Source organism: Streptomyces sp. NPDC001493 (genome assembly GCF_053597235.1).
Genome location: NZ_JBSFHV010000028.1, coordinates 1 through 25,941, shown reverse-complemented (window position 1 = coordinate 25,941; position 25,941 = coordinate 1). Strand labels below are relative to the sequence as shown.

13 protein-coding genes, 1 tRNA gene and 1 pseudogene are annotated in these 25,941 nt (G+C 71.8%); 4 read left to right on the top strand and 11 right to left on the bottom strand.

The window, feature by feature from the left end:
- The first annotated feature begins 7 nt into the window (after window positions 1–7).
- Both ACWCWD_RS30770 and ACWCWD_RS30765 read left to right on the top strand, forming a co-directional pair.
- Window positions 8–4,729 carry a DEAD/DEAH box helicase gene (locus tag ACWCWD_RS30770; protein ID WP_450777860.1) on the top strand — a complete coding sequence of 1,574 codons (4,722 nt, stop codon included), beginning with the start codon at window positions 8–10 and terminating at the stop codon, window positions 4,727–4,729.
- 125 nt (window positions 4,730–4,854) lie between these two features.
- On the top strand, window positions 4,855–5,658 hold the full coding sequence (locus ACWCWD_RS30765; protein ID WP_450777858.1) for an Fpg/Nei family DNA glycosylase: 804 nt from the start codon (window positions 4,855–4,857) through the stop codon (window positions 5,656–5,658).
- Window positions 5,659–5,713: 55 nt separating this feature from the next.
- On the opposite strand, the gene ACWCWD_RS30760 is transcribed toward ACWCWD_RS30765, so the two are convergent.
- Window positions 5,714–6,037, bottom strand: coding sequence for a hypothetical protein (locus ACWCWD_RS30760; RefSeq protein WP_450777947.1), 324 nt, complete (start codon window positions 6,035–6,037; stop codon window positions 5,714–5,716).
- 248 nt (window positions 6,038–6,285) lie between these two features.
- Between ACWCWD_RS30760 and ACWCWD_RS30755 the strand changes: the two genes are divergently transcribed.
- Window positions 6,286–7,047, top strand: coding sequence for a GNAT family N-acetyltransferase (locus tag ACWCWD_RS30755; RefSeq protein ID WP_450777856.1), 762 nt, complete (start codon window positions 6,286–6,288; stop codon window positions 7,045–7,047).
- A 192-nt stretch (window positions 7,048–7,239) separates the two neighbouring features.
- Here ACWCWD_RS30755 and ACWCWD_RS30750 read toward each other — a convergent pair whose 3' ends face one another.
- The 9 genes and pseudogenes from ACWCWD_RS30750 to ACWCWD_RS30710 all read right to left on the bottom strand — a co-directional run bounded on the left by ACWCWD_RS30750 (window position 7,240) and on the right by ACWCWD_RS30710 (window position 22,198).
- Window positions 7,240–7,710, bottom strand: coding sequence for a Dps family protein (locus tag ACWCWD_RS30750; RefSeq protein ID WP_450777854.1), 471 nt, complete (start codon window positions 7,708–7,710; stop codon window positions 7,240–7,242).
- Between the two features lie 360 nt (window positions 7,711–8,070).
- Window positions 8,071–8,454, bottom strand: a complete 384-nt coding sequence (locus tag ACWCWD_RS30745) for a helix-turn-helix domain-containing protein (protein ID WP_275491759.1) — start codon at window positions 8,452–8,454, stop codon at window positions 8,071–8,073.
- A 109-nt stretch (window positions 8,455–8,563) separates the two neighbouring features.
- A complete protein-coding gene (locus tag ACWCWD_RS30740) occupies window positions 8,564–9,073 on the bottom strand; it encodes a CinA family protein (RefSeq protein WP_450777852.1) in 510 nt (169 codons plus the stop codon).
- Window positions 9,070–9,936, bottom strand: a complete 867-nt coding sequence (pgsA, locus tag ACWCWD_RS30735) for a CDP-diacylglycerol--glycerol-3-phosphate 3-phosphatidyltransferase (RefSeq protein WP_450777850.1) — start codon at window positions 9,934–9,936, stop codon at window positions 9,070–9,072. The genes ACWCWD_RS30740 and pgsA overlap by 4 nt, the downstream gene beginning before the upstream one ends.
- Window positions 9,933–11,414 (bottom strand): 30S ribosomal protein S12 methylthiotransferase RimO, encoded by a 1,482-nt coding sequence (gene rimO, locus ACWCWD_RS30730; RefSeq protein ID WP_450777848.1) that lies wholly within the window; start codon window positions 11,412–11,414, stop codon window positions 9,933–9,935. The genes pgsA and rimO overlap by 4 nt, the downstream gene beginning before the upstream one ends.
- A gap of 225 nt (window positions 11,415–11,639) precedes the next feature.
- The gene (locus tag ACWCWD_RS30725; protein WP_450777847.1) at window positions 11,640–12,443 is read right to left on the bottom strand and encodes a RodZ domain-containing protein; all 804 of its coding nucleotides are present in this window, start codon (window positions 12,441–12,443) and stop codon (window positions 11,640–11,642) included.
- A 285-nt stretch (window positions 12,444–12,728) separates the two neighbouring features.
- Window positions 12,729–15,592: pseudogene (locus ACWCWD_RS30720) on the bottom strand (DNA translocase FtsK).
- A gap of 211 nt (window positions 15,593–15,803) precedes the next feature.
- A complete protein-coding gene (locus tag ACWCWD_RS30715) occupies window positions 15,804–16,478 on the bottom strand; it encodes a response regulator (RefSeq protein WP_327178314.1) in 675 nt (224 codons plus the stop codon).
- 293 nt (window positions 16,479–16,771) lie between these two features.
- Window positions 16,772–22,198 (bottom strand): HAMP domain-containing protein, encoded by a 5,427-nt coding sequence (locus ACWCWD_RS30710; RefSeq protein ID WP_450777845.1) that lies wholly within the window; start codon window positions 22,196–22,198, stop codon window positions 16,772–16,774.
- 475 nt (window positions 22,199–22,673) lie between these two features.
- Between ACWCWD_RS30710 and ACWCWD_RS30705 the strand changes: the two genes are divergently transcribed.
- On the top strand, window positions 22,674–25,298 hold the full coding sequence (locus ACWCWD_RS30705) for a SpoIIE family protein phosphatase (protein ID WP_450777843.1): 2,625 nt from the start codon (window positions 22,674–22,676) through the stop codon (window positions 25,296–25,298).
- A 104-nt stretch (window positions 25,299–25,402) separates the two neighbouring features.
- Here the strand turns inward: ACWCWD_RS30705 and ACWCWD_RS30700 are convergent.
- Window positions 25,403–25,475 (bottom strand) — tRNA-Thr (locus tag ACWCWD_RS30700).
- Window positions 25,476–25,941: the final 466 nt, after the last annotated feature.

Here is a 25,941-nt window from a genome sequence, read left to right as displayed (position 1 = left end):
GGTGGGCATGGTCGGCTCTGCCCTGGACTCGTTCTCGCCCGCGACCCGCAGCTGGTTCGCGGGTGCCTTCCACGCGCCCACGGCCGCGCAGGAGGGCGCCTGGTCCGCGATCGCGGAGGGGTCGGACGTGCTGGTCGTGGCGCCGACCGGCTCGGGCAAGACCCTGGCGGCCTTCCTCGCCTCCCTCGACCAGCTGGCCTCCGTACCGCCCCCCGCGGAGGCGAAGAAGCGCTGCCGCGTCCTGTACATCTCCCCGCTGAAGGCCCTCGCCGTCGACGTGGAGCGCAACCTCCGCTCGCCGCTGACCGGCATCCGTCAGGAATCGGTGCGGCTGGGGCTGCCGGAGCCGGAGGTCCGGGTGGGCATCCGCTCGGGCGACACGCCTCCGGCGGAGCGCCGGACCCTGGTGACGAAACCGCCGGACATCCTGATCACGACCCCCGAGTCGCTCTTCCTGATGCTGACCTCCTCGGCGCGGGACGCCCTCGCCGGGGTGGAGACGGTGATCCTGGACGAGGTGCACGCCGTCGCCGGCACGAAACGCGGCGCGCACCTCGCGCTGAGCCTGGAGCGGCTCGACGAGCTGCTGCCGCGCCCCGCCCGCCGGATCGGGCTGTCGGCCACGGTCCGGCCGGTCGACGAGGTGGCGCGGTTCCTCTCGCCGCAGCGCCGGGTGGAGATCGTGCAGCCCGTTTCGGCCAAGGAGTTCGACCTCTCCGTCGTCGTACCGGTGGAGGACCTCGGCGAGCTGGGCGGCTCACCGGCCCCCGACAGCGGGGCCGACCAGTCCGACAAGCCGTCGATCTGGCCGCAGGTCGAGGAGCGGATCGCCGACCTCGTCCAGGCGCACCGCTCCACGATCGTCTTCGCCAACTCCCGGCGTCTCGCCGAGCGGCTCTGCAACCGGCTCAACGAGATCGCGTACGAACGCGCGACCGGCGAGGCCATGCCGGAGGCGCACTCCCCCGCCGAGCTCATGGCGCAGTCGGGCGGCGCGAAGGGTGCTCCGGCCCTGCTGGCCCGGGCGCACCATGGCTCGGTCTCCAAGGAGCAGCGGTCCCAGGTGGAGGAGGACCTCAAGGCGGGCCGGCTGCCGGCCGTGGTCGCCACGTCCAGCCTGGAGCTCGGCATCGACATGGGCGCCGTGGACCTCGTGATCCAGGTCGAGTCCCCGCCCTCGGTGGCCTCCGGCCTCCAGCGGGTGGGCCGGGCGGGCCACCAGGTGGGGGCCGTGTCGACGGGCGTGGTCTTCCCGAAGTACCGGGGCGACCTCGTGCAGGCGGCCGTGGTCACCGAGCGGATGCGCGAGGGCGCCATCGAGGCGCTGCGCGTCCCGTCGAACCCGCTGGACGTGCTGGCGCAGCAGCTGGTGGCGATCGTGGCGCTGGACACCCGGCAGGCGGACGACCTGCTGGCCCTCGTCCGCCGCGCCGCGCCGTTCGCGTCGCTGCCGGAGTCGGCGTTCACGGCCGTGCTCGACATGCTGGCGGGCCGCTATCCCTCGGACGCCTTCGCGGAGCTGCGTCCGCGGGTGGTGTGGGACCGGGTCGCGGGCACGGTGACCGGGCGGCCCGGGGCGCAGCGGCTCGCCGTCACCTCCGGCGGCACGATCCCGGACCGGGGGCTGTTCGGCGTCTTCCTCGCCGGGTCGGACCCCAAGAAGGGCGGCGGCCGGGTCGGCGAGCTCGACGAGGAGATGGTGTACGAGTCCCGGGTCGGGGACGTCTTCACGCTCGGCACCACGTCCTGGCGGATCGAGGACATCACCCGCGACCGGGTGCTGGTCTCCCCCGCACCGGGGGTGCCGGGGCGCCTGCCGTTCTGGAAGGGCGACCAGCTGGGGCGTCCGCTGGAGCTGGGCCGCGCGCTGGGCGCGTTCCTCCGGGAGGTCGGGGGGCTCTCCGAGGAGGACGCCCGGCTCCGGCTGCTCGCCGCCGGTCTGGACGCCTGGGCGGCCGGCAACATCCTCTCCTACCTCGACGAGCAGCGGCGGGCCTGCGGCCACGTCCCGGACGACCGGACGATCCTCGTCGAACGCTTCCGGGACGAACTGGGCGACTGGCGGGTGGTGGTGCACTCCCCGTTCGGCGCGCAGGTGCACGCCCCGTGGGCGCTCGCCCTCTCCGCCCGCCTGGCCGAGCGGTACGGCATGGACGCCCAGGTCATGCATGCCGACGACGGCATCGTGCTCCGGCTGCCGGACGCGGACCTGATGAGCCTCGATCTGCTCGACTTCGACGCGCCCGGCGGTTCCGGCGGTTCCGGCGGTTCCGGCGGTTCCGGCGGTTCCGGCGGTTCCGGCGGTTCCGGCGACGGTACGCACCCCGACCGGGGTCTCATGCTCCCGGACGCCGCCTACGACAGCGGGCAGGCACCGGTGAGCGCCGCCGACGTCGTCTTCGACAAGGGCGAGGTCCAGCAGATCGTCACCGACCAGGTGGGCGGGTCGGCCCTGTTCGCCTCGCGTTTCCGGGAGTGCGCCGCGCGGGCCCTGCTGCTGCCCCGGCGCAGCCCGGGCAAGCGCACCCCGTTGTGGCAGCAGCGCCAGCGCGCCTCCCAGCTGCTCCAGGTGGCCTCCGAGTTCGGGTCGTTCCCGATCGTCCTCGAAGCGGTGCGCGAATGCCTCCAGGACGTGTTCGACGTACCCGGACTGACCGAGCTCATGGGCGACCTCGAAGCCCGCCGCATCCGCCTCGTGGAGGTGACCACCACCGAGCCCTCCCCCTTCGCCCGCTCCCTCCTCTTCGGTTACGTCGCCCAGTTCCTGTACGAGGGCGACTCGCCGCTCGCCGAGCGGCGCGCCGCCGCCCTCTCGCTCGACTCTCACCTGCTGGCGGAGCTGCTCGGCCAGGCGGAGCTGCGCGAGCTGCTCGACGCCGACGTGCTGACCGAGCTGGAGCGGGAGCTCCAGTGGCTGGCCGAGGAGCGCCGGGTCAAGGACGTCGAGGGCGTCGCCGACCTGCTGCGGGTCCTTGGCCCGCTCACCCCGGCGGAGCTGGCCGAGCGCGGCGCGGAGCCGTCCTGGGCGCCCGAGCTGGAGACGGCCCGCCGGGCGCTGCGGGTCCGTATCGCGGGCGCCGACCACTGGGCCGCCGTCGAGGACGCCGGCCGGCTGCGCGACGCGCTCGGCACCGCCCTCCCGGTCGGTGTGCCCGAGGCGTTCACCGAGCCGGTGAAGGACCCGCTGGGGGATCTCCTCGCCCGGTACGCCCGTACGCACGGCCCGTTCACCTCGGCGCGGGCGGCGGAGCGCTTCGGGCTCGGCGCGGCGGTGACGGAGGGCGCTCTGCAGCGCCTGTCCGCTTCGGGGCGGGTCGTGCTGGGCGAGTTCCATCCGGCGGGCATCGGACAGGAGTGGTGCGACGCCACCGTGCTGCGCCGGCTGCGGCGCCGCTCGCTGGCGGCCCTCCGCCACGAGCTGGAGCCGGTGCCGCCCGCCGCGCTGGCGACGTTCCTGCCGCAGTGGCAGCACCTGGACGGCCACGGGCTGCGAGGAATCGACGGGCTGGCCCGGGCGGTCGAACAGTTGCAGGGCGCGCCGGTCCCGGCCTCCGCGCTGGAGCGGCTGATCCTGCCGAGCCGGGTCACCGGTTACACCCCCGCCCTGCTGGACGAGCTGACCACGACCGGCGAGGTCGTCTGGGCCGGGGCGGGGGCCCTCCCCGGCAAGGACGGCTGGCTCGCGCTCTACCCGGCGGACAACGCCCCGCTGCTGCTGCCGCCGCCCCATCCGCTGGAGCTGACCGCGTTGCACGAGTCGGTCCTGACCGCGCTCCGCGGCGGCTACGGCCTCTTCTTCCGCCAGATCGCCGATCAGGTCCGCGCCACGACGCACCCGTCCGCCTCGGACGCGCAGCTGGCGGACGCGCTCTGGGACCTCGCGTGGTCCGGGCGGCTCACCAACGACACGCTGGCGCCGCTGCGCTCGCTCCTCGGGTCGGGGCGTACGGCCGGGTCGACCGCGCACCGGGCCAGGCGCTCGGTGCCGCGTGGCCGGTACGGCTCGCTCACCGCTTCCGCCCGCCCGGCCTCCCGGACGGGCCCGCCGACCGTTTCGGGCCGGTGGGCGCTGCTGCCGGCGAGCGAACCCGAGCCCACCCACCGCGCCCACGCGCTGGCCCGCACCCTGCTGGACCGGCACGGCGTGGTCACCCGGGGCGCGGTGCAGGCGGAGGGCGTGGAGGGCGGCTTCTCCGCGACGTACCGCATCCTCGCCGCCTTCGAGGACAACGGGCAGGCGAGGCGCGGGTACGTCGTCGAGGGGCTCGGGGCCGCGCAGTTCGCGATGGACGGTGCCGTGGACCGGCTGCGGGCGGCGTCGACCGCCCGGGACCGCCGGGACCCGGGGAGCGTGCCGCGCGCCGTGGTGCTGGCGGCGGCCGACCCGGCCAACGCCTACGGCGCGGCGCTGCCCTGGCCCGAGTCCCCGGACGGCGCCGGTCACAAGCCGGGCCGCAAGGCGGGCGCCCTGGTGGTGCTGGTCGACGGGGAGCTGACGCTGTACATGGAGCGCGGCGGCAAATCCTTGCTGGCCTGGCCCTCCGACCCCGAGGACCCAGCGCTGCGCGCCGCGGCCGAGGCGCTCGCGGCGGCTGCGAAGGCGGGGTCCCTGGGCACGGTCACGGTGGAGCGCACCAACGGCGTGTCCTCGCTGACCTCGCCGGTGGGCCGGGTGCTGGAGGCGGCCGGCTTCCTGGCCACCCCCAAGGGGATGCGGCTGCGCGCCTGACCGGAGACGGGCGGTCGCGGGCGGCGCGCAGCCCCAGGTACGCGGCCCGGGTGGTGTCCGGTTCCGATCCGCCGGACACCACCGAGCCCCCCGCCCCGGCGGCGCCACTGCCGCATGATGGAGGCATGCCCGAAGGAGACACGGTCGCGCGGGCGGCGAAGCATCTGCACGCCGCTCTCGCCGGGAGAGTCCTCACCCACGCCGATCTGCGGGTGCCCCGGTTCGCCACCGCCGACCTGACCGGCCGCACCGTCCTCGACGTGACCCCGAGGGGCAAGCACCTCCTCGCCCGGCTGGAGGGCGGCCTCACGCTCCACAGCCATCTGCGGATGGACGGCGCCTGGCGGATCTTCGCCCCAGGGGAGCGGTGGCGCGGCGGTCCGGCGTACGAGATCCGGGCCGTCCTCGGCAACACCGAGCACACCGCGGTCGGCTACCGCCTCCCGGTACTGGAGCTCCTGCGCACCGCCGACGAGGACCGGGTGGTCGGGCATCTGGGCCCGGACCTGCTGGGGCCCGACTGGGACGCGGACACGGCCGTGGAGAACCTGCTCTCCGCGCCGGACCGCCCGCTCGGCGAGGCGCTGCTCGACCAGCGCAATCTGGCCGGGATCGGCAACGTCTACAAGTGCGAGCTCTGCTTCCTGGCGCGCGTCACCCCCTGGCTCCCGGTGGGCGAGCTACCCGCTCCCCTCCTCCCCCGACTGGTGGGCGCCGCCGCACGGCTGCTGGACGCGAACCGCGACCGCTCGACCCGCACCACCACCGGACGGATCGCGGCCCTCAGCCGCACCCGCGAACCGGTGTACGTCTACGGGCGCGCGGGTCGCCCCTGTCTCCGCTGCCGCACCCCCGTCCGCAAGGTGGACCAGGACGACCGCCCCACGTACTGGTGTCCCCACTGCCAGTCGGGCCCCGTCCCGCACTGACCGCCTCCCGCCAGAAGGCCCGCTGGCCCGCAGGCCGCATGCCACCCGCCGGATCTCACCGGCCCGGCCGCCTCCCGCGGAATCCGATGCCCGGCCGTCCCTCTCTCCGTACGCCACGCCTGCGCCCAAACCATCGGCGCGCGTGGCGGAGGAACGGCCGGCCGGATATGGAGCCGTCGTAGCGGGGAGCCCGGTAGCCGTCGTACCGGGGAGCCCGGCTTCTCGTCCCGGCCGCCGTCACGTGGACCGGCAGCAGGCTCAGCCCCCAGCCGCCCGCCACCACCGTGCCCTCCAGCGTTCCGGCCTGTCCCGGGACGAGGACGAGCCGCAGCGCGGCCCACCACCACAGTCCGCCGCATATCAGGAGTCCGGCGGACATCAGGACCGGCCGCACCCGTCTCCGTATCACTGCGGCCTCCTCCGGCCGGGCACCCCGGCCATGAGCCGGGACGAACCGAACGCCGGGACCGGCCCGCCGGTCGGGCCTCTGTCCGGCAGTCTGCCCCGGGACGGGCCTCGCTGCATCCAGAGCCGGGCCCGGTCCGCGCCCGCGGGCCCGCCCGGAGAGGGCGCCGCCGGTACGAAAATCCCTGGCCCACCGCCCCCGGGCGGACCGATCATGGCGGGATGCCGCATCAGCTTGAGCGCGTGACCGCCTTCCGTACCGCCTTCGCCCGGCGCCAGGCCGCCGAGACCGTCCAGCTGACCGGCGCCTTCGCGGTCCGCGACCCGGAGTTCTTCCTCTCCCAGGAGCACAACCAGCTGATCGTCGACGCGCCCGACGCCGATCCGGTGGCGCTGTCAGGGCAGGCCGCGCAGAGCCTCGGGCCGCGTGCGCAGTACCGGATCACCGTGCTGGACGACGCGCTGGGCGAGCGGGTCACCCCGGCGCTGGCGGCGGCCGGCTACCACCGGGACACCCATGTGGTGCTGGCACGGGATACGGCCGGCTGCGCGCTGCCCGACACCGCCGCGCACCCGGTCGCCCTGGCCGGGCTGCGGGACGCGGTCCTCCGCCAGCAGCTGCTCTGGTTCCAGGACCAGGAACTCGCCCAGCAGCTCACCGACCGCCGCGCCGCCCGGCTGCGCGGTGCGCCGGAGGTGCTCTTCCTCGCCGTCCGGACACCGGAGGGGGAGATCTCGGCCTGGGCCGACCTCTATCTCGACCGGGCCGGCGGGCTGGCCCAACTGGAGGATCTGGTCACCGCCGAGCCGCATCGCGGCCGGGGCCACGGCGACACCCTGCTCGCCACCGGCCTGGCGCTGGCCGCCACCGCCGGTATCCCCCGGCTCTTCCTCGTCGCGGACGAGACGGACTGGCCGCGCGGCTGGTACGTCCGCCGCGGGTTCACCGGGATCGGCCGCAGCCACTCCTTCCTGCGGGGGTGACGGCAAATTCCTCCGGGGGTGACGGCGAGGACGAATGCCGCGCACACCCGAGCCGCAGGCCACCGCCCCCGCACACAGAACTGCCCCGTCACCGGATCACCCGGTGACGGGGCAGTTCTCGCTCTGCGGCCTCGACGGCTGCTTTTCGGTGGGTCGGGGCCGTCGCGACGGCCCCGGTCGCCCCCGACCGGCTCAGGCGCTCTCCGCCTGGAACATCCACGCGTGCTTCTCGAGGTCGGCGGCCACGGCGATCAGCGTGTCCTGGCTCACCGGGTCCGGGTCGGCGGTGGCCTCGATGCGCTCCCGCATCCGGCCGATCACGATCCCCAACGCGTCCACCAGAACCTTCACCGCGTCGACGTCCTTGATCCAGCCGTCCGGCACGACGTTGATGGCGGTCGTCCGGGCGATGGTCGCGGACCGTCCGTCCGGGTTGACGCCGATGGCGGAGGCGCGCTCGGCCACCGTGTCGGAGTGCTGGCGCGCGGTGTCCACGACCTCGTCGAGCTGAAGGTGCACGGAGCGGAAGCGCGGGCCGACGACGTTCCAGTGGACCTGCTTCGCGGCCAGCGAGAGGTCGACCAGATCGACCAGGGCGCCCTGCAGGGCCTCGCCCACTGTCTTCAGGTCGGCATCGGAAAGCGGGCTCTTCACGACAGACATGCACTCTCTCCGTTCTGTCGGCGGTGGACCGGGCACCGAAGGCCCTGTCCCGTCGCGCCGACGGTTTCGTCGGCTGGTTCGACAGCCGCGGTCAGCACGCCATCCACGATGGCACAGAAGCTGACAAAGCGACCATCCGCAGCCTCGCTCTCCGTCTGCCCCGCGAACCGCCGCGCACACCCCCACAGCCCGTACACCCGTCGCGCAGCCGGTACACCGCCCCACAAGCCCGTGCACCCGCCCCGCAGCCGGTACACCCGTCGCGCAGCCCGTACACGCGCACACCGCCCCCGCACACGGCAGAACCCCGGCCCGCCCTCGAAGGGCCGACCGGGGTTCTGTCACACCGGACCGTGCGGGTCAGGCGGCGACGACATCCACCGCTTCCGCGGGCGCCTTGATCGTCACCCGTCCCGCCGGTACACCCGCCACCGATGCCACGGAGACGGAGTTGAGCATGGGGCGCACCGGCACATGGACCGGATCACTGGCTGCTGCCGACTCGGCGAGTTCGGCGAGTGACAGCTCATCGCTCACTTCACGCATGAGCTCGGACATCCGTACGTCAAGCGCGTCGCAAATCGCGGAGAGCAGCTCGGAGGATGCCTCCTTCTGCCCCCGCTCCACCTCGGAGAGATAGCCGAGCGAGACCCGGGCGGACGAGGAGACTTCGCGCAGAGTACGGCCTTGGCGCTGGCGCTGCCGACGCAGCACGTCACCCAGCAGGCGACGGAGCAGAATCATCGGTGGCTCCCTCCTCGGACCGCGTAGCCGCATCCTTCACGCCCCACCGTACCGCTTAGCGCTGCGGCCGTGCGGGGAGCGATGTCGTGTTCTCTCAGGGCTGCAAACATCAATTCCCCCCGTTCTGTTCCGTATCCTGTGCCCCCGCATTTTCTGCGAGTTCGCCGGAGAGCAGCTCAAGGACGCCGAGCACGCTCTCTCTACGGATGTCCGTCCGCTCGCCGTTCAACCGCAGTGCGGAGACTTTACCGAGCCCTGCGGGGCCCGCAACCGCGACGAAGACGGTACCCACGGGTTGACCGTCCTGCGGTTCGGGGCCGGCGACCCCGGTCGTCGAGATTCCCCAGTCGGCGCCGAGCGCCCGGCGCACGCCGGCGGCCATCCCGCGCGCGACCTCGGCGTCCACCGCCCCGCGCTCCGCGAGGAGCGCCGGGTCGACCCCCAGCAGCTCGTGCTTCAGGGGTGTCGCGTACGCCGTCACGGAGCCGCGGAAGGAGAGGGAGGCGCCCGGTACGGAAGTGAGTTCGGCCGCGACCAGGCCACCGGTCAGCGATTCGGCCACGGCGAGGGTCTCCCCCCGCTCCGCGAGCTGCCGCAGTACCCGGGCCGCGAGGGTCACCTCTCGGCCTCGGCGGGGTCGCCCACCGCGGCTCCGGGGAGTGTCTCGCCGCCGGCCACCGCGGCCGCGTCGACGCTCGCACTGCCGGCGGCAGGGACCGAAGGGGCTGCAGCGGCCGGAGCGGCCGAGGAGGCCGTGGGGGCCGCCGTCGGAGCGACCGCGCCGGTCTCCGCGTGCTCCGGGTCCAGCGCCAGAACGGCCGCCTCCAGCGCCGCGACCCGCTCGGCGGCGAGCCCCTTGCGGCGCGCCACGACCGCCTGGCGTACGTAATCGAGTCCGGTGACCACCGTCAGCACGACGGCGACCATCATCACCCAGAAGCGGAAGGTGGCCAGTGGCCCGGTGAGCGCCAGGACGTACATCCCGACGGCCGTTCCCTGGGCCAGCGTCTTCATCTTGCCGCCCCGGCTGGCCGGGATCACCGCGTGCCGGATCACCCAGAACCTCATGAGCGTGATGCCCAGCTCACGGAAGAGGATCACTCCGGTGATCCACCACGGCAGGTCGCCCAGCCACGACAGGCAGATCAGCGCGGCCCCCATGATCGCCTTGTCGGCGATGGGGTCGGCGATCTTCCCGAAGTCGGTGACCAGGTTGTACGTCCGGGCGAGGTGCCCGTCGAACAGGTCCGTGATCATCGCGATGGCGAAGGCCGCCCACGCGAAGGACCGCCAGGCGGGGTCGTACCCGCCGTCGGCCAGCAGCAGCATCACGAAGCCGGGCACGAGCAGCAGCCGGATCATGGTGAGGATGTTGGCGATGTTCCACAGGCTGGCCTGGTTCACGGCCGCGGTGCCCAGCTTGCCGCCGCGGACCGGCGTCGCGCCGGAACCGCCTGTCGCGGATGCCGGGGCTCCCGTCATCTGGCCGCCTCCGAGAGTGTTGTGAGGGGTTCGGCCACCAGGTCGACTCCCTCGGTGCCCACTGCCTTCGCCTCGACCATAAGGCCGGGGACGAGGCCTTCGCGTGTGGTGAAGACCACCTGGCCGTCCGTTTCGGGTGCCTGGTGGGCGGCGCGGCCGATGGCGACCGGCCCGTCCTCCTCGGACTCCACGGATTCGACGAGCACCTGCAGCGTCTCTCCGACCCGCTCCTCGGCGCGCTGGGAGGTGAGCTCCTCGGCGAGCTGGGAGATGTGGGCGAGGCGCTCGGCGATGGTGTCGGCGTCCAGCTTGTTCTCGTAGCCGACCGCTTCGGTGCCCTCCTCGTCGGAGTACCCGAAGACGCCGATGGCGTCGAGCCGGGCGCCGGTGAGGAAACGCTCCAGCTCGGCGAGGTCGGCCTCGGTCTCGCCGGGGAAGCCGACGATGAAGTTGGACCGGGCGCCGGCCTGCGGGGCCTTGGAGCGGATGGTGTCCAGGAGCTCCAGGAAGCGGTCCGTGTCGCCGAAGCGGCGCATGGCGCGCAGCACGCCGGGAGCGGAGTGCTGGAAGGACAGGTCGAAGTACGGGGCGACCTTCGGCGTGGAGGTCAGGACGTCGATCAGTCCGGGGCGCATCTCGGCGGGCTGGAGGTAGCTGACGCGGATGCGCTCGATGCCGTCGACGTCGGCGAGCTCGGGCAGCAGGGTCTCCAGCAGGCGGATGTCGCCGAGGTCCTTGCCGTACGAGGTGTTGTTCTCGGAGACCAGCATGACCTCCTTGACGCCCTGCTCGGCCAGCCAGCGGGTCTCGCCCAGCACGTCGGAGGGACGCCGGGAGATGAACGAGCCGCGGAAGGACGGGATGGCGCAGAAGGAGCAGCGGCGGTCGCAGCCGGAGGCCAGCTTCACCGAGGCGACGGGGCTGGTGCCGAGGCGACGGCGGAGCGGCGCGCGCGGACCGGAGACCGGAGCGACGCCTTCCGGGAGGTCGGCGGGGGCCGGGGCGATCTCCTGCGCGTGCCCGGGCAGGGCCACCGCGGCGTCCTGCCGTTCGGCCGGGCTGATCGGGAGGAGCTTGCGCCGGTCGCGCGGGGTGTGCGAGGCGTGGATGCCGCCGTTGAGGATGGTCTGGAGCCGGTCGGAGATGTCGGCGTAGTCGTCGAATCCGAGGACTCCGTCCGCTTCCGGCAGGGCCTCGGCGAGGTCCTTGCCGTAGCGCTCGGCCATGCAGCCGACCGCGACGACGGCCTGGGTCCTGCCGTGATCCTTCAGATCGTTGGCTTCGAGGAGGGCATCGACGGAGTCCTTCTTGGCGGCTTCGACGAAGCCGCAGGTGTTGACGACGGCGACATCCGCGTCGGAGGCATCCTCGACGAGCTCCCAGCCGTCCGCTGCCAAGCGGCCTGCAAGCTCCTCCGAGTCCACCTCGTTACGGGCGCAGCCAAGAGTGACGAGGGCGACGGTACGGCGTTCGGGCATGGAATCAAGACTACTTTGTCGCGGCGGGCCTCCCGCCGCGCAGGGTTCCCCGCTACCCAAAGTCACGTCGCCCACCCGGAAACGCGACGAACGCGCCGGTGGTGGAGTGGTGCCGGACACGGCCGGCGCCTCCCACCGAGGGGGCGCAGAAACGCGACGAGCGCCCGGTGGCTGGGCCGGGCGCTCGTCGTTGACGGCTGGGGTCGTGCGGGAGGCGGGGCCTTCTCAGCCCGCCTCGGGGTCGCCCTTCGCGTAGGAAAGCCGCTCGACCTGTCCGGGTTCGAACTGGTCCTGGACCTTCTTGCCGTTCACGAAGAGGTCGATGGATCCGGCGTTGCCGAGGACGAGGTCGACGCGCTCCTCGTCCTGGAACGTCTTCGACTGGCCCTGGAGGAGCAGTCCGTCGAAGAGGATCTGCCCGCTGTGGTCCTTGGCGGAGATCCAGCTCTTGCCCTCGGTGGCGCTGAGCTTGACCGTCACCTTGTCCAGCGGAGCCGCCGCGATGGCGCTCTCCGACGGCACGGGCTTGGGGTCGGCGGGCTTGGTGGGGGTCGGTTTGGCCGTGGCCGTCTTGTCGGGCGTGGAGCCCTCGGCCACATGTGCGGTGCTGGTTCCGTCGTCCTCACCGTGGAAGAGGGTGAAGCCGACGAACCCGACGACGGCGACGATGGCCGCGACCATGGCCGCGGTCCAGTTGGGACGCCGGGGTTCGGATCTGATGCGTTCCGCTTCGAAGAGCGGAGCCGCGGGCGTGGGCACAGGACGGCCGCCGTGTTCGGCGTCGTACTGCTGAACCAACGGTTCCGGATCGATGCCGACGGCGCGGGCGACGGTACGGATGTGACCGCGCGCGTAGACGTCTCCGCCGCAGCGCGAGAAGTCGTCGTCCTCGATCGCGTGCACGATGGGGATGCGCACCCGGGTGGAGCCGCTGACTTCGTCGACCGTCAGACCTGCGGCGATACGAGCCTGCTGAAGCACACGACCGATCGAAGGCCGGTCGTCTTCGGGGGAGTTGCCGATGGACACGGGGGCGCCTTTCGAGCGTGAGCCACCTGCTGGATGTTCAGTCTAGGGGGGGTACGAAAGGGTGGGGCAACCGGGCGCGACGACTTTGTACGCCATCGGGCCCGACGGACAACCCCTTGGGCCGTACCGCGGGAGCGGCCACGGCCGCACCCTCCACTTGAACTTGACGTACGACCGGAGTAAACGGTTGCCCCCGCCCTGCCGGGAAGAGGATTCCGCGATGTTTCCGTGACCTCACGCAGCTGTCGGCCTCAAGGAGCGGCCGGCCTCGGGGAGCCGCCGGCCTCAGGGAGCGGTTTCCCCGCGGATGAGAGCCAACACCCCGTCGAGCTCGTCGGGCTTGACCATCACGTCGCGGGCCTTCGACCCCTCGCTGGGACCGACGATGTTCCGTGACTCCATCAGGTCCATGAGCCTTCCGGCCTTGGCGAAGCCGACTCTCAACTTGCGCTGGAGCATCGAGGTCGAGCCGAACTGCGTCGAGACGACGAGTTCCGCGGCCTGGCAGAGCAGGTCGAGGTCGTCGCCGATGTCCTCGTCGATCTCCTTCTTCTGCTTGGTCCCGACCACCACGTCCTCCCGGAAGACGGGGGTCATCTGGTCCTTGCAGTGCTGGACGACGGCGGCGACCTCCTCCTCGGTGACGAAGGCGCCCTGCATACGGGTCGGCTTGTTCGCCCCCATCGGCAGGAACAGACCGTCACCCTTTCCGATGAGCTTCTCGGCGCCGGGCTGGTCCAGGATGACCCGGCTGTCCGCGAGCGAGGAGGTGGCGAACGCCAGCCGGGAGGGCACGTTGGCCTTGATGAGTCCGGTGACAACGTCGACGGAGGGCCGCTGCGTCGCGAGCACCAGATGGATCCCCGCGGCCCGGGCGAGCTGGGTGATGCGGACGATCGAGTCCTCCACGTCGCGCGGCGCGACCATCATCAGGTCCGCCAGCTCGTCGACGATCACCAGCAGGTACGGGTACGGCGACAGCTCCCGCTCGCTGCCCTCGGGCGCCTTCACCTTGCCGTCGCGCACCGCGTGGTTGAAGTCGTCGATGTGCCGGAAGCCGTACGCCGCGAGGTCGTCGTAGCGCAGGTCCATCTCCCGCACCACCCACTGGAGCGCCTCGGCGGCCTTCTTCGGGTTGGTGATGATCGGCGTGATCAGGTGCGGAATGCCCTCGTACGCGGTCAGCTCGACCCGCTTGGGGTCGACGAGGACCATGCGTACGTCGTCCGGGGTGGCCCGGACCATGATCGAGGTGATCAGGCAGTTGATGCAGGACGACTTGCCGGAGCCGGTCGCCCCCGCGACCAGCACGTGCGGCATCTGCGCGAGGTTGGCCATCTCGTAGCCGCCCTCGACGTTCTTGCCGAGCGCGACCAGCATCGGGTGGTCGTCCTCGGCCGCGTCCGCGAGCCGCAGGACGTCACCGAGGTTGACCATCTCCCGGTCGGAGTTGGGGATCTCGATGCCGACCGCCGACTTGCCGGGGATCGGCGAGATGATCCTGACGTCGGGGCTGGCGACGGCGTAGGCGATGTTCTTGGTGAGCGCCGTGATCCGCTCGACCTTCACCGCCGGGCCGAGCTCCACCTCGTACCGGGTGACCGTCGGGCCCCGGGTGAAGCCGGTGACGGCCGCGTCGACCTTGAACTCCGTGAAGACGTTGGTCAGCGAGGCGACGACCGCGTCGTTCGCCGCGCTCCGCGTCTTGCCGGGGCCGCCGCGCTCCAGCAGGTCGAGGGAGGGCAGCGAGTAGGTGATGTCGCCGGAGAGCTGGAGCTGCTCGGCCCGGGCGGGCAGCGGCCGGGTCTGCTCCGGCGCGGGCTTGGTCAGGTCCGGTACGCCGGCGGGCGGCGCACCGGCGGGCCTGCGGCCGGTCCGCTCCTTGTCCGCCTCCCCGGCGGACCGGGCCCCGCGCGCGCCCGGGACGGGCGTGCCGGTCCGCTCCCCGGTGCGGTCCCGGTCGCCGGTGTGGTCCCGGTCGCCGTAGACCCCCTGCGTGAGGTCCGCGACGACGGGTGAGGGCGAGATGCCGTTGAGCACCGCTCCGTCCAGCGCGGCCGCGGCGGCCGCCGCGACGTCGACGGCGTCCATCGGCCGGTTCGTACCGGGCTGCGCCGTCTGCCGACGGGGCCTGCGGCGCTGGGCCAGCGCCTCGTTCTCGGCGTCGTCCGGGTCGTACACCCCTTCGGGGCGGCGGCCGGGGGCGCGGCGTGTCCGGCCGGGCAGCGCCTCGCGCCACTGGTCGTCGTACCGCTCGTCGTCGGCGTACTCCTCGTAACCGTCCTCGCGCGCGTCCGGCGAGTCCACGAGGCCGAGCTTCGTCCCGAGCAGCCGGAGCCGCTGCGGAATCGCGTTGACGGGCGTGGCCGTGACGACGAGGAGGCCGAACACCGTCAGCAGGAGCAGCAGCGGAACGGCGAGGACGTCGCCCATCGCGAAGACGAGGGGGGTGGAGGCACCCCAGCCGATCAGGCCGCCGGCATCCTGTATGGCCTGCGTGCCGTCCCCGCGGCCGGGGCTGCCGCAGGCGATGTGGACCTGGCCGAGGATGCCGATGACCAGCGCGGAGAGACCGATGACGATGCGTCCGTTGGCCTCGGGCTTCTGCGGATAGAGGATCAGCCGCACGGCGACCGCGCCCAGCAGTATCGGTACGAGGAGGTCGAGCCGTCCGAACGCCCCGGTCACCAGCATCTCGACGAGGTCACCGACCGGTCCGCGCAGATTCGACCAGGTGCCCGCGGCGACGATCAGCGCGAGCCCCAGCAGCAGCAGCGCCAGCCCGTCCTTGCGGTGGGCCGGGTCGAGCCCCTTGGCACCACGCCCTATCGAACGGAGCAGGGCACCCACACCGTGCGCCATGCCGAGCCAGACGGCACGCACCAGCCGGAAGACCCCGTTGGTGGGGGACGCGGCGGGCTTTGGCGCGGGTTTCCTGGCCGCCGCCTTCTTGACGGGCACCTTGTTGGCGGGCGCCCGGCGCGGGGGCGCCGCTTTCCCGGCCGGCGCCTTCTTCGCGGGCGCGGCTTTTCTCGCCGGCCCCGGGGTACGGCCGGCACTCTTGGCGGTGCCCGCCGAGCTCTGGGAACCCTTGCCGGACGTACGTGAGGCCATGGGCCGAGGTTACCGGTGCCGACGCGTCGGGACACGTGCCCGTCGGGTTCACCCGACCGTGTCGCCTTGCAGGGGAGGAAAACTGACGCCAGCTCACCCTTGCGGGAGGGTTGAACGGCGCTACGTGGGGCAGCGGCAAGCGGACCGGCGGCGCTGGTTCCGTACGCCGTCAGCCCCGTGGCCGCCCGCCCCGGTCCGCCCGTTCCCGTCCGGCCCGCCCTTCACCGATCTGCCGGTGCCGGGCTGTCAGTTCGGTGACGGCAGGATGCCGGTGGCGCCGTTCGTACCGGGCTCCAGGGCGTCGAGGGCCCGCCGCAGACCCGTCAGCTTGCGTTCGAGGTGCGCCGCCGTGGCGACGGCCGCCGCGTCGGCGGATTCGTCGTCCAACTGCTTGGAGAGCGCTTCGGCCTGCTCCTCCACCGCGGCGAGGCGGGCGGAGAGTTCGGCCAGCAACCCGGCCGGCTCCCGGTCCTCGCCCGAGCGCCCGCCGTCGAGCTGGGCCCGCAGCAGGGCCGCCTGCTCGCGCAGCTTGCAGTTCTTCATGTACAGCTCGACGAAGACCGACACCTTGGCGCGGAGCACCCAGGGGTCGAACGGCTTCGAGATGTAGTCGACGGCGCCGGCCGCGTATCCCCGGAAGGTGTGGTGCGGGCCGTGGTTGATCGCGGTGAGGAAGATGATCGGAATGTCCCGCGTCCGCTCACGGCGCTTGATGTGCGCCGCCGTCTCGAAGCCGTCCATGCCCGGCATCTGGACATCGAGCAGGATGACCGCGAAGTCGTCCGTGAGCAGCGCCTTGAGCGCTTCCTCCCCTGACGATGCCCGCACCAGCGTCTGATCCAGCGCAGAGAGGATGGCCTCCAGCGCGAGCAGATTCTCCGGCCGGTCATCGACCAGGAGGATCTTGGCCTTCTGCATCATGGCCCGCCCTCCTCATCCCGGCGTCGCACCGGGTGCCGCCCCAGGGGACGGCTCCGTATCGCCGTCCGTCTTGTGCCGGTCATCGTAGCCGCACCCCGGCCGCCGCCACACCCTGTCACCGCGATGTCACTGTGCACACAACAAGAACGCGGCGGGAGTTCAGAAGGTTCCCGGCGAAAAGCGTCTCCGTACTTCTCCCGGGAAGGCGGCGCGGGAGCGTCCGCCGGGGGGTGCCGGAACCACCACCGGGGGCGGCACCGGCCGGAGACCCGGCACCGTCCCCGGCGACCGCGTCATTCCCCGCGCATCCACCGCTCCATGACGCCGAGCAGGTAGTCGGGATCGACCGGCTTGGTGACGTAGTCGGAGGCACCGCAGTCGAGCGCCTTCTCCTTGTCGCCCTTCATGGCCTTCGCGGTCAGCGCGACGATCGGCAGAGCCGCGAACTGGGGCATCCGCCGGATCGCCGTCGTCGTCGCGTACCCGTCCATCTCGGGCATCATGATGTCCATCAGCACGACCGCCACGTCGTCGTGCTGCTCCAGCACTTCGATCCCCTCGCGCCCGTTCTCCGCGTAGAGCACCGAGAGTCCGTGCTGCTCCAGGGCGCTGGTGAGAGCGAAGACGTTACGGATGTCGTCGTCGACGATCAGCACCTTCTCGCCGCGGAACCTGAAGGACTTCCGGGCCTCCGGCGTCTGCCCGCCCTGGACCCAGTCCTCCTGCGCGGCGCTCTCCGCGTCCGAGCCCGCCCCGGCGCCGGGCCGGTTGGGCGCGGGCAGCTCCGGACGGCGGCGCGCATCGCCGAGCGCCTGGCGCCGACGCCGGAACACCCCCGCCGAGTTGGCCGGGTCGCCCAGCGGCGCGGAGTCGGCCGGGGGCGTGTACTCCCCCGTACCGGAAGGCGGTTCGTAGGCGCCGGAGCCCCCCTGTGGGTACCCCTGGGCGGGAAGTTCACCGCGGCGCAGCGGGAGGTAGAGAGTGAAAGTGGAACCGCGGCCGGGCTCGCTCGCCGCGTGGATCTCCCCGCCCAGCAGCCGCGCGATCTCCCGGCTGATGGAGAGGCCGAGGCCCGTCCCGCCGTACTTGCGGCTGGTGGTGCCGTCCGCCTGCTTGAACGCCTCGAAGATCACCATCATCTTGCTGGACGCGATCCCGATCCCGGTGTCGGTGACCGAGAAGGCGATCAGATCGTCGGAGTCCCGCAGCATGCCCTGCTCCAGCAGGTTCTCCCTGATGGCGTTCGGCACGTCCGGTCCGGCCGGCCGGATCACCAGCTCCACCGCCCCGCTGTCGGTGAACTTCACCGCGTTGGAGAGCAGGTTGCGCAGCACCTGGAGCAGCCGCTGCTCGTCGGTGTGCAGGGTGGCGGGGAGTTCGGGCGAGACACGTACGGAGAAGTCGAGCCCCTTCTCGGCGGTGAGCGGCCGGAAGGTCGCCTCCACGTAGTCGACCAGCTGGACCAGTGCGATACGGGTCGGGCTGACGTCCATCTTCCCCGCCTCGACCTTGGAGAGATCGAGGATGTCGTTGATCAGCTGGAGCAGGTCGGAACCGGCCCCGTGGATCGTCTCGGCGAACTCCACCTGCTTGGGAGAGAGGTTGCCCTCGGCGTTGTCGGCGAGCAACTTGGCGAGGATCAGCAGGGAGTTGAGCGGAGTGCGCAGCTCGTGCGACATGTTCGCCAGGAACTCGGACTTGTAGCGCATCGAGACGGCGAGCTGTTCGGCGCGCTCCTCCAGGATCTGCCGGGCCTCCTCGATCTCGGTGTTCTTCACCTCGATGTCGCGGTTCTGACGGGCCAGCAGCTCGGCCTTGTCCTCCAGTTCGGCGTTGGAGGCCTGGAGGGCCTTCTGCCGGTTCTCCAGCTCCTCCGAGCGGTCGCGGAGCTGCTCGGTGAGCTCCTGCGACTGCTCCAGCAGCTTCTCGGTCCGGGTGTTGACGCTGATGGTGTTGACGCTCGTCGCGATCATCTCGGCGAGCTGGTTGAGGAAGTCCCGCTGGATCTGGGTGAACGGCTGGAAGGAGGCCAGCTCGATCACCCCGAGGACCTTGCCCTCGAAGAGCACCGGCAGCACGATCACATGGGCCGGGGGCGCCTCGCCGAGGCCGGAGGAGATCTTCAGGTATCCGGGCGGCGCGTGGTCCAGCTGGATGGTCTTCCGCTCCGCCGCCGACTCGCCGATGAGCGACTCGCCGGGCCGGAAGGAGGTCGGCATGGAGCCCGCCGAGTATCCGTAACTGCCGCGCATCCGGAGCTCGTACGCGCCCTCGGCGCTGCTGTCCGCGCCCACCTCGTCGTTGTCGCCCGCGCCCATCGCCAGGAAGAACGCGCCGTGCTGGGCCGAGACCACCGGGGTGAGCTCGCTCATGATCAGCGAGGCGACGTCGTCCAGATCGCGGCGGCCCTGCATCAGGCCGGAGATCCGGGCGAGGTTGCCCTTCAGCCAGTCCTGCTCCTTGTTGGCGAGGGTGGTGTCGCGCAGGTTGGCGATCATCGTGTTGATGTTGTCCTGCAGCACCTGGATCTCACCGGCCGCGTCCACGTCGATCTTGAGGTTCAGATCGCCGCGCGTCACCGCGGTGGCGACGGCCGCGATGGCCCGCACCTGCCGGGTGAGGTTGCCGGCCATCTCGTTCACCGACTCGGTGAGGTCGCGCCAGGTGCCGTCGACGTCCCGCACCCGTGCCTGGCCGCCGAGCTGGCCTTCCGTACCCACCTCGCGGGCGACCCGGGTCACCTGGTCGGCGAAGGACGACAGCTGGTCGACCATCGTGTTGATGGTGTCCTTGAGCTGCAGGATCTCGCCCTGCGCGTCGATGTCGATCTTCTTGGTCAGATCGCCCTTGGCGATGGCCGTGGTGACGGTCGCGATCTGCCGCACCTGTCCGGTGAGGTTGGAGGCCATCGAGTTCACGGACTCGGTGAGGTCCTTCCAGGTCCCCGACACCCCCGGGACCCGCGCCTGGCCGCCGAGGATGCCTTCGGTACCCACCTCACGGGCCACCCGGGTCACCTCGTCCGCGAACGAGGAGAGCGTCGTCACCATCGTGTTGACGGTGTCGGCCAGTTCGGCGACCTCGCCCCGCGCCTCGACGGTGACCTTCTTCGTCAGGTCGCCGTTGGCCACCGCCGAGGAGACCCGGGAGATGTTCCGCACCTGGCTGGTCAGGTTGTTGGCCATCAGGTTGACGTTGTCGCTGAGGTCCTTCCAGATGCCCGTCGCGCCGCGCACCCGGGCCTGGCCGCCGAGGATGCCCTCGGTACCCACCTCACGGGCCACCCGGGCGACCTCGTCGGCGAAGTTCATCAGCTGGTCGACCATGGTGTTCACGGTCGTGACGAGTTCGAGGATCTCGCCCTTGGCGTCGACGGTGATCTTCTTCGACAGGTCGCCCTTGGCCACCGCGGTCGTGACCTCGGCGATGTTCCGCACCTGGAGGGTGAGGTTGTTGGCCATGCCGTTCACGGACTGGGTGAGGTCCTTCCACGTACCGGAGACCCCCTGCACCTCGGCCTGACCGCCGAGGATGCCCTCCGTACCGACCTCGCGGGCCACCCGGGTCACCTGCTCGGCGAAGTTCGAGAGCTGGTCCACCATCGTGTTGAGGGTGTTCTTCAGCTCCAGGATCTCGCCGCGCGCGTCCACGTCGATCTTCTGGGACAGGTCACCGCGCGCCACCGCCGTGGCGACCTGCGCGATGTTGCGGACCTGGGCGGTGAGGTTGCCGGCCATGCCGTTCACCGAGTCGGTCAGGTCGCGCCACACGCCGGCCACTCCGGGCACCTGCGCCTGGCCGCCGAGCCGGCCGTCCGTACCGACCTCGCGGGCGACCCGGGTCACCTGTTCCGCGAAGGCTGAGAGCTGGTCGACCATCGTGTTGATGGTGTTCTTCAGCTCCAGGATCTCGCCGCGCGCGTCCACGTCGATCTTCTGCGACAGGTCACCGCGCGCCACCGCCGTCGTCACCTGGGCGATCTGGCGGACCTGGTCGGTGAGGTTCCCCGCCATGAAGTTGACGGAGTCGGTGAGTTCCTTCCACGTACCGGAGACGCCGTCGACGCGGGCCTGGCCGCCGAGCATGCCCTCCGTACCGACCTCGCGGGCCATCCGGGTCACCTGGTCGGCGAAGGACGACAGCTGCGCCACCATCGTGTTGACGGTGTTCTTCAGCTCCAGCATCTCGCCGGCCACGTCGACGGTGACCTTCTGCGAGAGGTCGCCGTTGGCCACCGCGGTCGTCACCTGGGCGATGTCCCGCACCTGTCCGGTGAGGTTGCGGAACGCCGTGTTGACGGAGTCGGTGAGGTCCTTCCACGTGCCGGCGGCGCCGGGCACCTCGGCCTGGCCGCCCAGCCGGCCCTCCACGCCGACCTCCCGGGCGACCCGGGTCACCTCGGAACCGAAGGACTGGAGCTGGTCCACCATCGTGTTGACGGTGTTCTTCAGCTCCAGCATCTCCCCGGCCACGTCGACGGTGACCTTCTGCGACATGTCGCCGCTGGCCACCGCCGTCGTCACCTGGGCGATGTCGCGCACCTGGGTGGTCAGGTTGCGGAAGACGGTGTTGACCGAGTCGGTCAGGTCCTTCCACGTCCCCGCGGCGCCGGGCACCTGCGCCTGGCCGCCGAGCAGACCCTCGCCGCCGACCTCGCTGGCGACCCGGGTCACCTCGTCCGCGAAGGTGCGCAGTGTCTCGGTCATCTGGTTGATCGTCTCGGCGAGCTGCGCGACCTCGCCGCGCGCGCTCACGGTGACCTTCTGCGACAGGTCGCCGTTGGCCACCGCCGTGGTGACCTCGGCGATGCCGCGCACCTGGTTGGTGAGGTTGCCCGCCATGGTGTTGACGGAGTCGGTGAGGTCCTTCCACACACCGGCGACACCCGGCACGGTGGCCTGCCCGCCGAGCTCGCCCTCGGTGCCGACCTCGCGGGCGACCCGGGTGACCTCGGAGGAGAACGAGGAGAGCTGGTCCACCATCGTGTTGACGGTGTTCTTCAGCTGGAGCATCTCCCCGGCCACGTGGACGGTGACCTTGCGCGACAGATCGCCCTTGGCCACCGCCGTCGTCACCAGCGCGATGTCCCGCACCTGTGCGGTGAGCCGGTACGCCATCGTGTTGACGGAGTCCGTGAGGTCCTTCCAGGAACCGGACATGCCGCGTACCTGCGCCTGGCCGCCCAGCTTGCCCTCGGTACCCACCTCGACCGCGACCCGCGTCACCTGCTCGGTGAACGCCGACAGCTGGTCGACCAGGTTGTTGACCGTACGGGCGACCTTCAGGAACTCGCCGCGCAGCGGCCGTACCGTCTCGTCCGCGGTGTGGGAGCGCAGCTCCATCCGCTGGTCGAGGTCGCCGTCGGCCACCGCGGACAGCACCCGGCCGACCTCGGACACGGGCCGCGCGAGGTCGTCGACGAGCTCGTTGGACGCGTCGATGGCGGCGGCCCAGGAACCTTCGCAGGCCCCCGTCTCCAGCCGCTCGGTGAGCTTGCCCTCGCGGCCCACCACCCGCCGGACACGGGCGAGTTCACCCGTGAGGTGGAGGTTGCGGTCGGCCACCTCGTTGAAGACGGCCGCGATCTCCGTCAGCGGTCCGTCCCCGGAGACGGTGAGCCGCCTGCGGAAGTTGCCGTCGCGCATCGCGAGCAGGGCGGAGAGCAGTCTGCTGAGAGCCGCCGCGTCCACCTCGACGGTTCCTTGGCGCTGTTTTTTCACGGGCTGTCCGCCTCTTGTACGCGTGCTTGAACCCCGCGCCGCCACGTCAGACTCCACCGTGTCCCTCCCGCAGGGTTGACCGTCTCGCTCGGGTGATTCTGGGAGCCTTCCCAGTTCCGAGGTACCTCACCGCCACAGCACACCGTCGACGGGTGCCCATGGAAACGTCAAATCCTTGAAACGTACCAGGCCGCACTCCGCCCGCGGGCACCGATGGGATTCGTCACTCCACCGACACCCGCTCCACCCAGCCGTCACACCGGGCGGCGCCCCTTGCGCGCGCCCGCGTACGCCCATTCCGCTCGTCCGGGGTGAAGTCCGGCCTCGTGTACCCGGCGGCCCCGGCGAGCGTCTAGCCTGGCTGAGGGCCGTCCGGTGGTTCGTCGCGCATCCGCCAGGGACCACGGGACAGCTGTCGGGCGAATCGAAGCTGCGAGATACGGGCACTGGACTCGGGGAAGCGACGCGACACCATATGGGGAGTGCAGTGATCACCGCGCGGGCGGCCGCCACCTTCGAGCCGGCCGGTCGCTCGGTAGCGACAGCCCGCGCCTTCGTCAGGGACACGCTCCAGGGATGGGGCTACACCGACGTCATCGACGACGCCGTCGTGCTCACCAGCGAACTGGTGACCAACGCGGTCGTGCACGCGGGCACCGCCGCGGACGTCCTCTGCCTGCGCGCGGAGGACGGCGTACGCGTCGAGGTCGCCGACCACTATCCGGAGCGTGAAGTCCCGCTCCAGAGCACGGCGGTCGACTTCGGCAGCCCCGACCGGGAGAGCGGCCGGGGCCTTCTGCTCTGCGCCGCACTGGCCTCCCGCTGGGGCGTGGAGTACACCCCCACTCGCAAACACGTCTGGTTCCAGCTGGATCTGCCCGACCGGCCGGTGGGCATCCGCTCCGCCGGTCCGCTGCTGCCCGTCGAGAGCCTGCCGGTCGCCGACCGGCGCATCCGGGTCGCCGTCGTGCAGATCGACATGTCCGGTGCCGTGGCCTCCTGGAACGAGGACGCCTCGTTCCTCTTCGGGTACGCCCCCGAGCAGGTCGTCGGCAAGCAGCTCACCGAGTTCGCCGCCTGGCCGCAGACCCCCGGCACCAGCACCGGCATCGTCGCGGCCCTGCAACTCTCGCGCTGGGAGGGCAGTTACGGCTTCCGGTGCGCGGACGGCCGGGTCGTCCCCGTCTACGCCTCGCACCTGCGCGTCCGGGACACCGGGGGCACTCCGTCCACGGTCTGCCTGATGGTCCGTGACGACGAGCGCGCGGTGCTGCAGAGCCCGGTACGGGCGCCGGTCACCGACACCGGCGAGAGCCGCTCGGCGGACCCCTTCGAGGTGTTCATCGGCTCCCCCGCCCCCGACGACCTGGACGGCCTGCTCCAGCGCACCGTCGAGCGGGCGCGGGACATGCTCGACGCCGACGCCGCTTTCCTGCTGCTGGCCACGGACGACGAGACCGAGCTCGAGGTCCGTGCCACCACCGGTCTGCCGTCCGCCCGCCAGCGCTTCGCCCGGGTCCCCGTCGAGGCGGGCGCCGGCCGTTACGGCTCCGCCCGGATGCCGGCCGTCCACGAGGACCTGACGGCCGTCGAAGGTGCCGTTCCGCTGTTGGGCGGCACGGGGATGCGCTCGGTGGTGACGGTCCCGCTGAAGGTGGAGGGCCGGCTCACCGGGTCGCTGGGCGTCGCGGCGGAGGCAGCGGGCCGGTACACCAACGAGGAGGCCCTGCGCCTCCAGTTCGCCGCCGACCGCATCGCGCTCGCCGTCGAGTCGGCCCGCCTGGGCGAGCTGGAACGGCTCCGCAGAGGCTCCCTCTCCTTCCTCGTCGAGGCGTCCGACCTGCTGGCGGGGACGCTCGACCGGGACCAGACCCTGGCCCTCATGGCCCAGATGACCGTCCCGACCCTCGCCACCTGGTGCGCCGTCTACACCATCGCCGACCCCGCCTCGGAGCCCTTCCTCTCCTACGTCCTGCACGAGGACGAGGATCTGATCGACGGGCTCAAGGCCCTGCTGTCCCGCATCGATCCGCCCGAGCCGGTGCCCTCCCCGGGCGCCCGGGTGTGGGGCGCCCCGACCAAGGCCGCCCACGAGGCCGCGCTGCGCACGTCGATGCGGAGCCTGAGCAGCGACGCCCCGCTGAGCATGGCGAACTCCACCCGCACGACCCTCGCCACGGCCGCCGCGGTGGGCGGGGAGACGGTCGTTCTCCCCCTCGTCGCCCGCAACCGCGTCATCGGGATGCTGACGCTGGGCAAACCGTCGGACGACCACTTCCGCCAGGAGATCCTGGAGCTCGCCGAGGACCTGTCCCGCCGGGCCGCCCTCGCGCTGGACAACGCCCGCCTCTACTCGGAGCGCACGGCCATCAGTCAGGCGCTCCAGCGCAGCCTGCTGCCCCCGAGCCAGCCGGTGGTGCCGAACGTCGAGATCGAGGTCATCTACCGCGCGGCCGGCGAGGGCAACGAGGTCGGCGGCGACTTCTACGACGTCTTCCCGATCCGCGACGGCGTCTACGGCTTCGCCATCGGCGACGTGTGCGGTACCGGCCCCGAGGCCGCGGCCGTCACGGGCCTCGCCCGGCACGCCCTGCGGCTGCTGGCCCGCGAGGGCTTCAGCGGCCCCGCGGTGCTGGAGCGGCTCAACGCGGCCATCCTCGACGAGGGTTCCCGCAGCCGTTTCCTCACGCTCCTCTACGGCGAGCTGCGTCCCCAGGAGGACGGCAGCGCCCTCCTGAAGGTCGTGTGCGCCGGCCACCCCCTGCCGCTCCGTCTCCGTCAGGACGGTTCCGTCCAGGCAGCCGCCGAGCCTCAGCCGCTGCTCGGCGTCATCGAGGACCTGGAGCTGTACGAGGAGGAGGTCACGCTCGCCCCGGGCGACGTCCTGCTCTGTGTCACGGACGGCATCACCGAACGCCGTGAGGGGACCCGCATGCTCGGGGACGACGGCCTGGCGGAGGTCCTGGCCAACTGCACAGGGCTGACGGCCGGTGCGGTGGCCGCGCGGGTCCTGCGGGCCGTGGAGCGGTTCGCCGCCGAGCCGGCCTCGGACGACATGGCCATCCTCGCCATGCGCGTACCGGAGCCGCAGACCATCTGATCCGGAACTGCCCCGGGCCGCCGAGAGACGGCCCGGGGAGGACCGGGAAGAATTCGGAAAGCAAGAAGGCCCCCACCGAATGGTGGGGGCCTTCTTCTTTGCTGAGCCCCAATGCGGAATCGAACCGCAGACCTTCTCCTTACCATGGAGACGCTCTACCGACTGAGCTATTGGGGCTTGCTGCGCTCTGCTGTGCAACGAGATAAGCATACCCCAGTTCCGGGGTCTTCAGAACCACCTGCCACGCGGAGTCCGGACAGTCATGAGAACCCGTCACGGGCAGCCACTTCAGCGTGTGTTCGCCCCGCCTGCTTCTCGCGTGCTCGCCAGGAAGCAACCGCTCCGCAGCCCACCTCGGGCCGCCCGACGGGGCTGGTGCACCGGCGGTGCGGCCGGATGGACCGGGCCGACGGGCGGCCGGGTCCGCCGGCTCACCGATCCGAACGTGCCTGCCTGCACGTCCGTCCCTCCGTCCGTACGGTCCGCACCACCCGCACCGCCTGCCGGCCTCCCGGCGGAGACGGCCCGCGATATCCCGTAAACGCCGTAAACGCAGAAAACCCCCGTGCCCAAAGGCACGGGGGTCTCCCGGAAAAATTGTTCGGCGGCGTCCTACTCTCCCACAGGGTCCCCCCTGCAGTAC

Excerpts from the sequence above, each read along its gene's own strand:
- ACWCWD_RS30770 (WP_450777860.1), top strand. The coding sequence starts at position 8 with ATGGTCGGCTCTGCCCTGGACTCGTTCTCGCCCGCGACCCGCAGCTGG.
- ACWCWD_RS30765 (WP_450777858.1), top strand. The coding sequence starts at position 4,855 with ATGCCCGAAGGAGACACGGTCGCGCGGGCGGCGAAGCATCTGCACGCC.
- ACWCWD_RS30760 (WP_450777947.1), bottom strand. The coding sequence starts at position 6,037 with ATGTCCGCCGGACTCCTGATATGCGGCGGACTGTGGTGGTGGGCCGCG.
- ACWCWD_RS30755 (WP_450777856.1), top strand. The coding sequence starts at position 6,286 with ATGCCGCATCAGCTTGAGCGCGTGACCGCCTTCCGTACCGCCTTCGCC.
- ACWCWD_RS30750 (WP_450777854.1), bottom strand. The coding sequence starts at position 7,710 with ATGTCTGTCGTGAAGAGCCCGCTTTCCGATGCCGACCTGAAGACAGTG.
- ACWCWD_RS30745 (WP_275491759.1), bottom strand. The coding sequence starts at position 8,454 with ATGATTCTGCTCCGTCGCCTGCTGGGTGACGTGCTGCGTCGGCAGCGC.
- pgsA (WP_450777850.1), bottom strand. The coding sequence starts at position 9,936 with ATGACGGGAGCCCCGGCATCCGCGACAGGCGGTTCCGGCGCGACGCCG.
- rimO (WP_450777848.1), bottom strand. The coding sequence starts at position 11,414 with ATGCCCGAACGCCGTACCGTCGCCCTCGTCACTCTTGGCTGCGCCCGT.
- ACWCWD_RS30715 (WP_327178314.1), bottom strand. The coding sequence starts at position 16,478 with ATGATGCAGAAGGCCAAGATCCTCCTGGTCGATGACCGGCCGGAGAAT.
- ACWCWD_RS30705 (WP_450777843.1), top strand. The coding sequence starts at position 22,674 with ATGGGGAGTGCAGTGATCACCGCGCGGGCGGCCGCCACCTTCGAGCCG.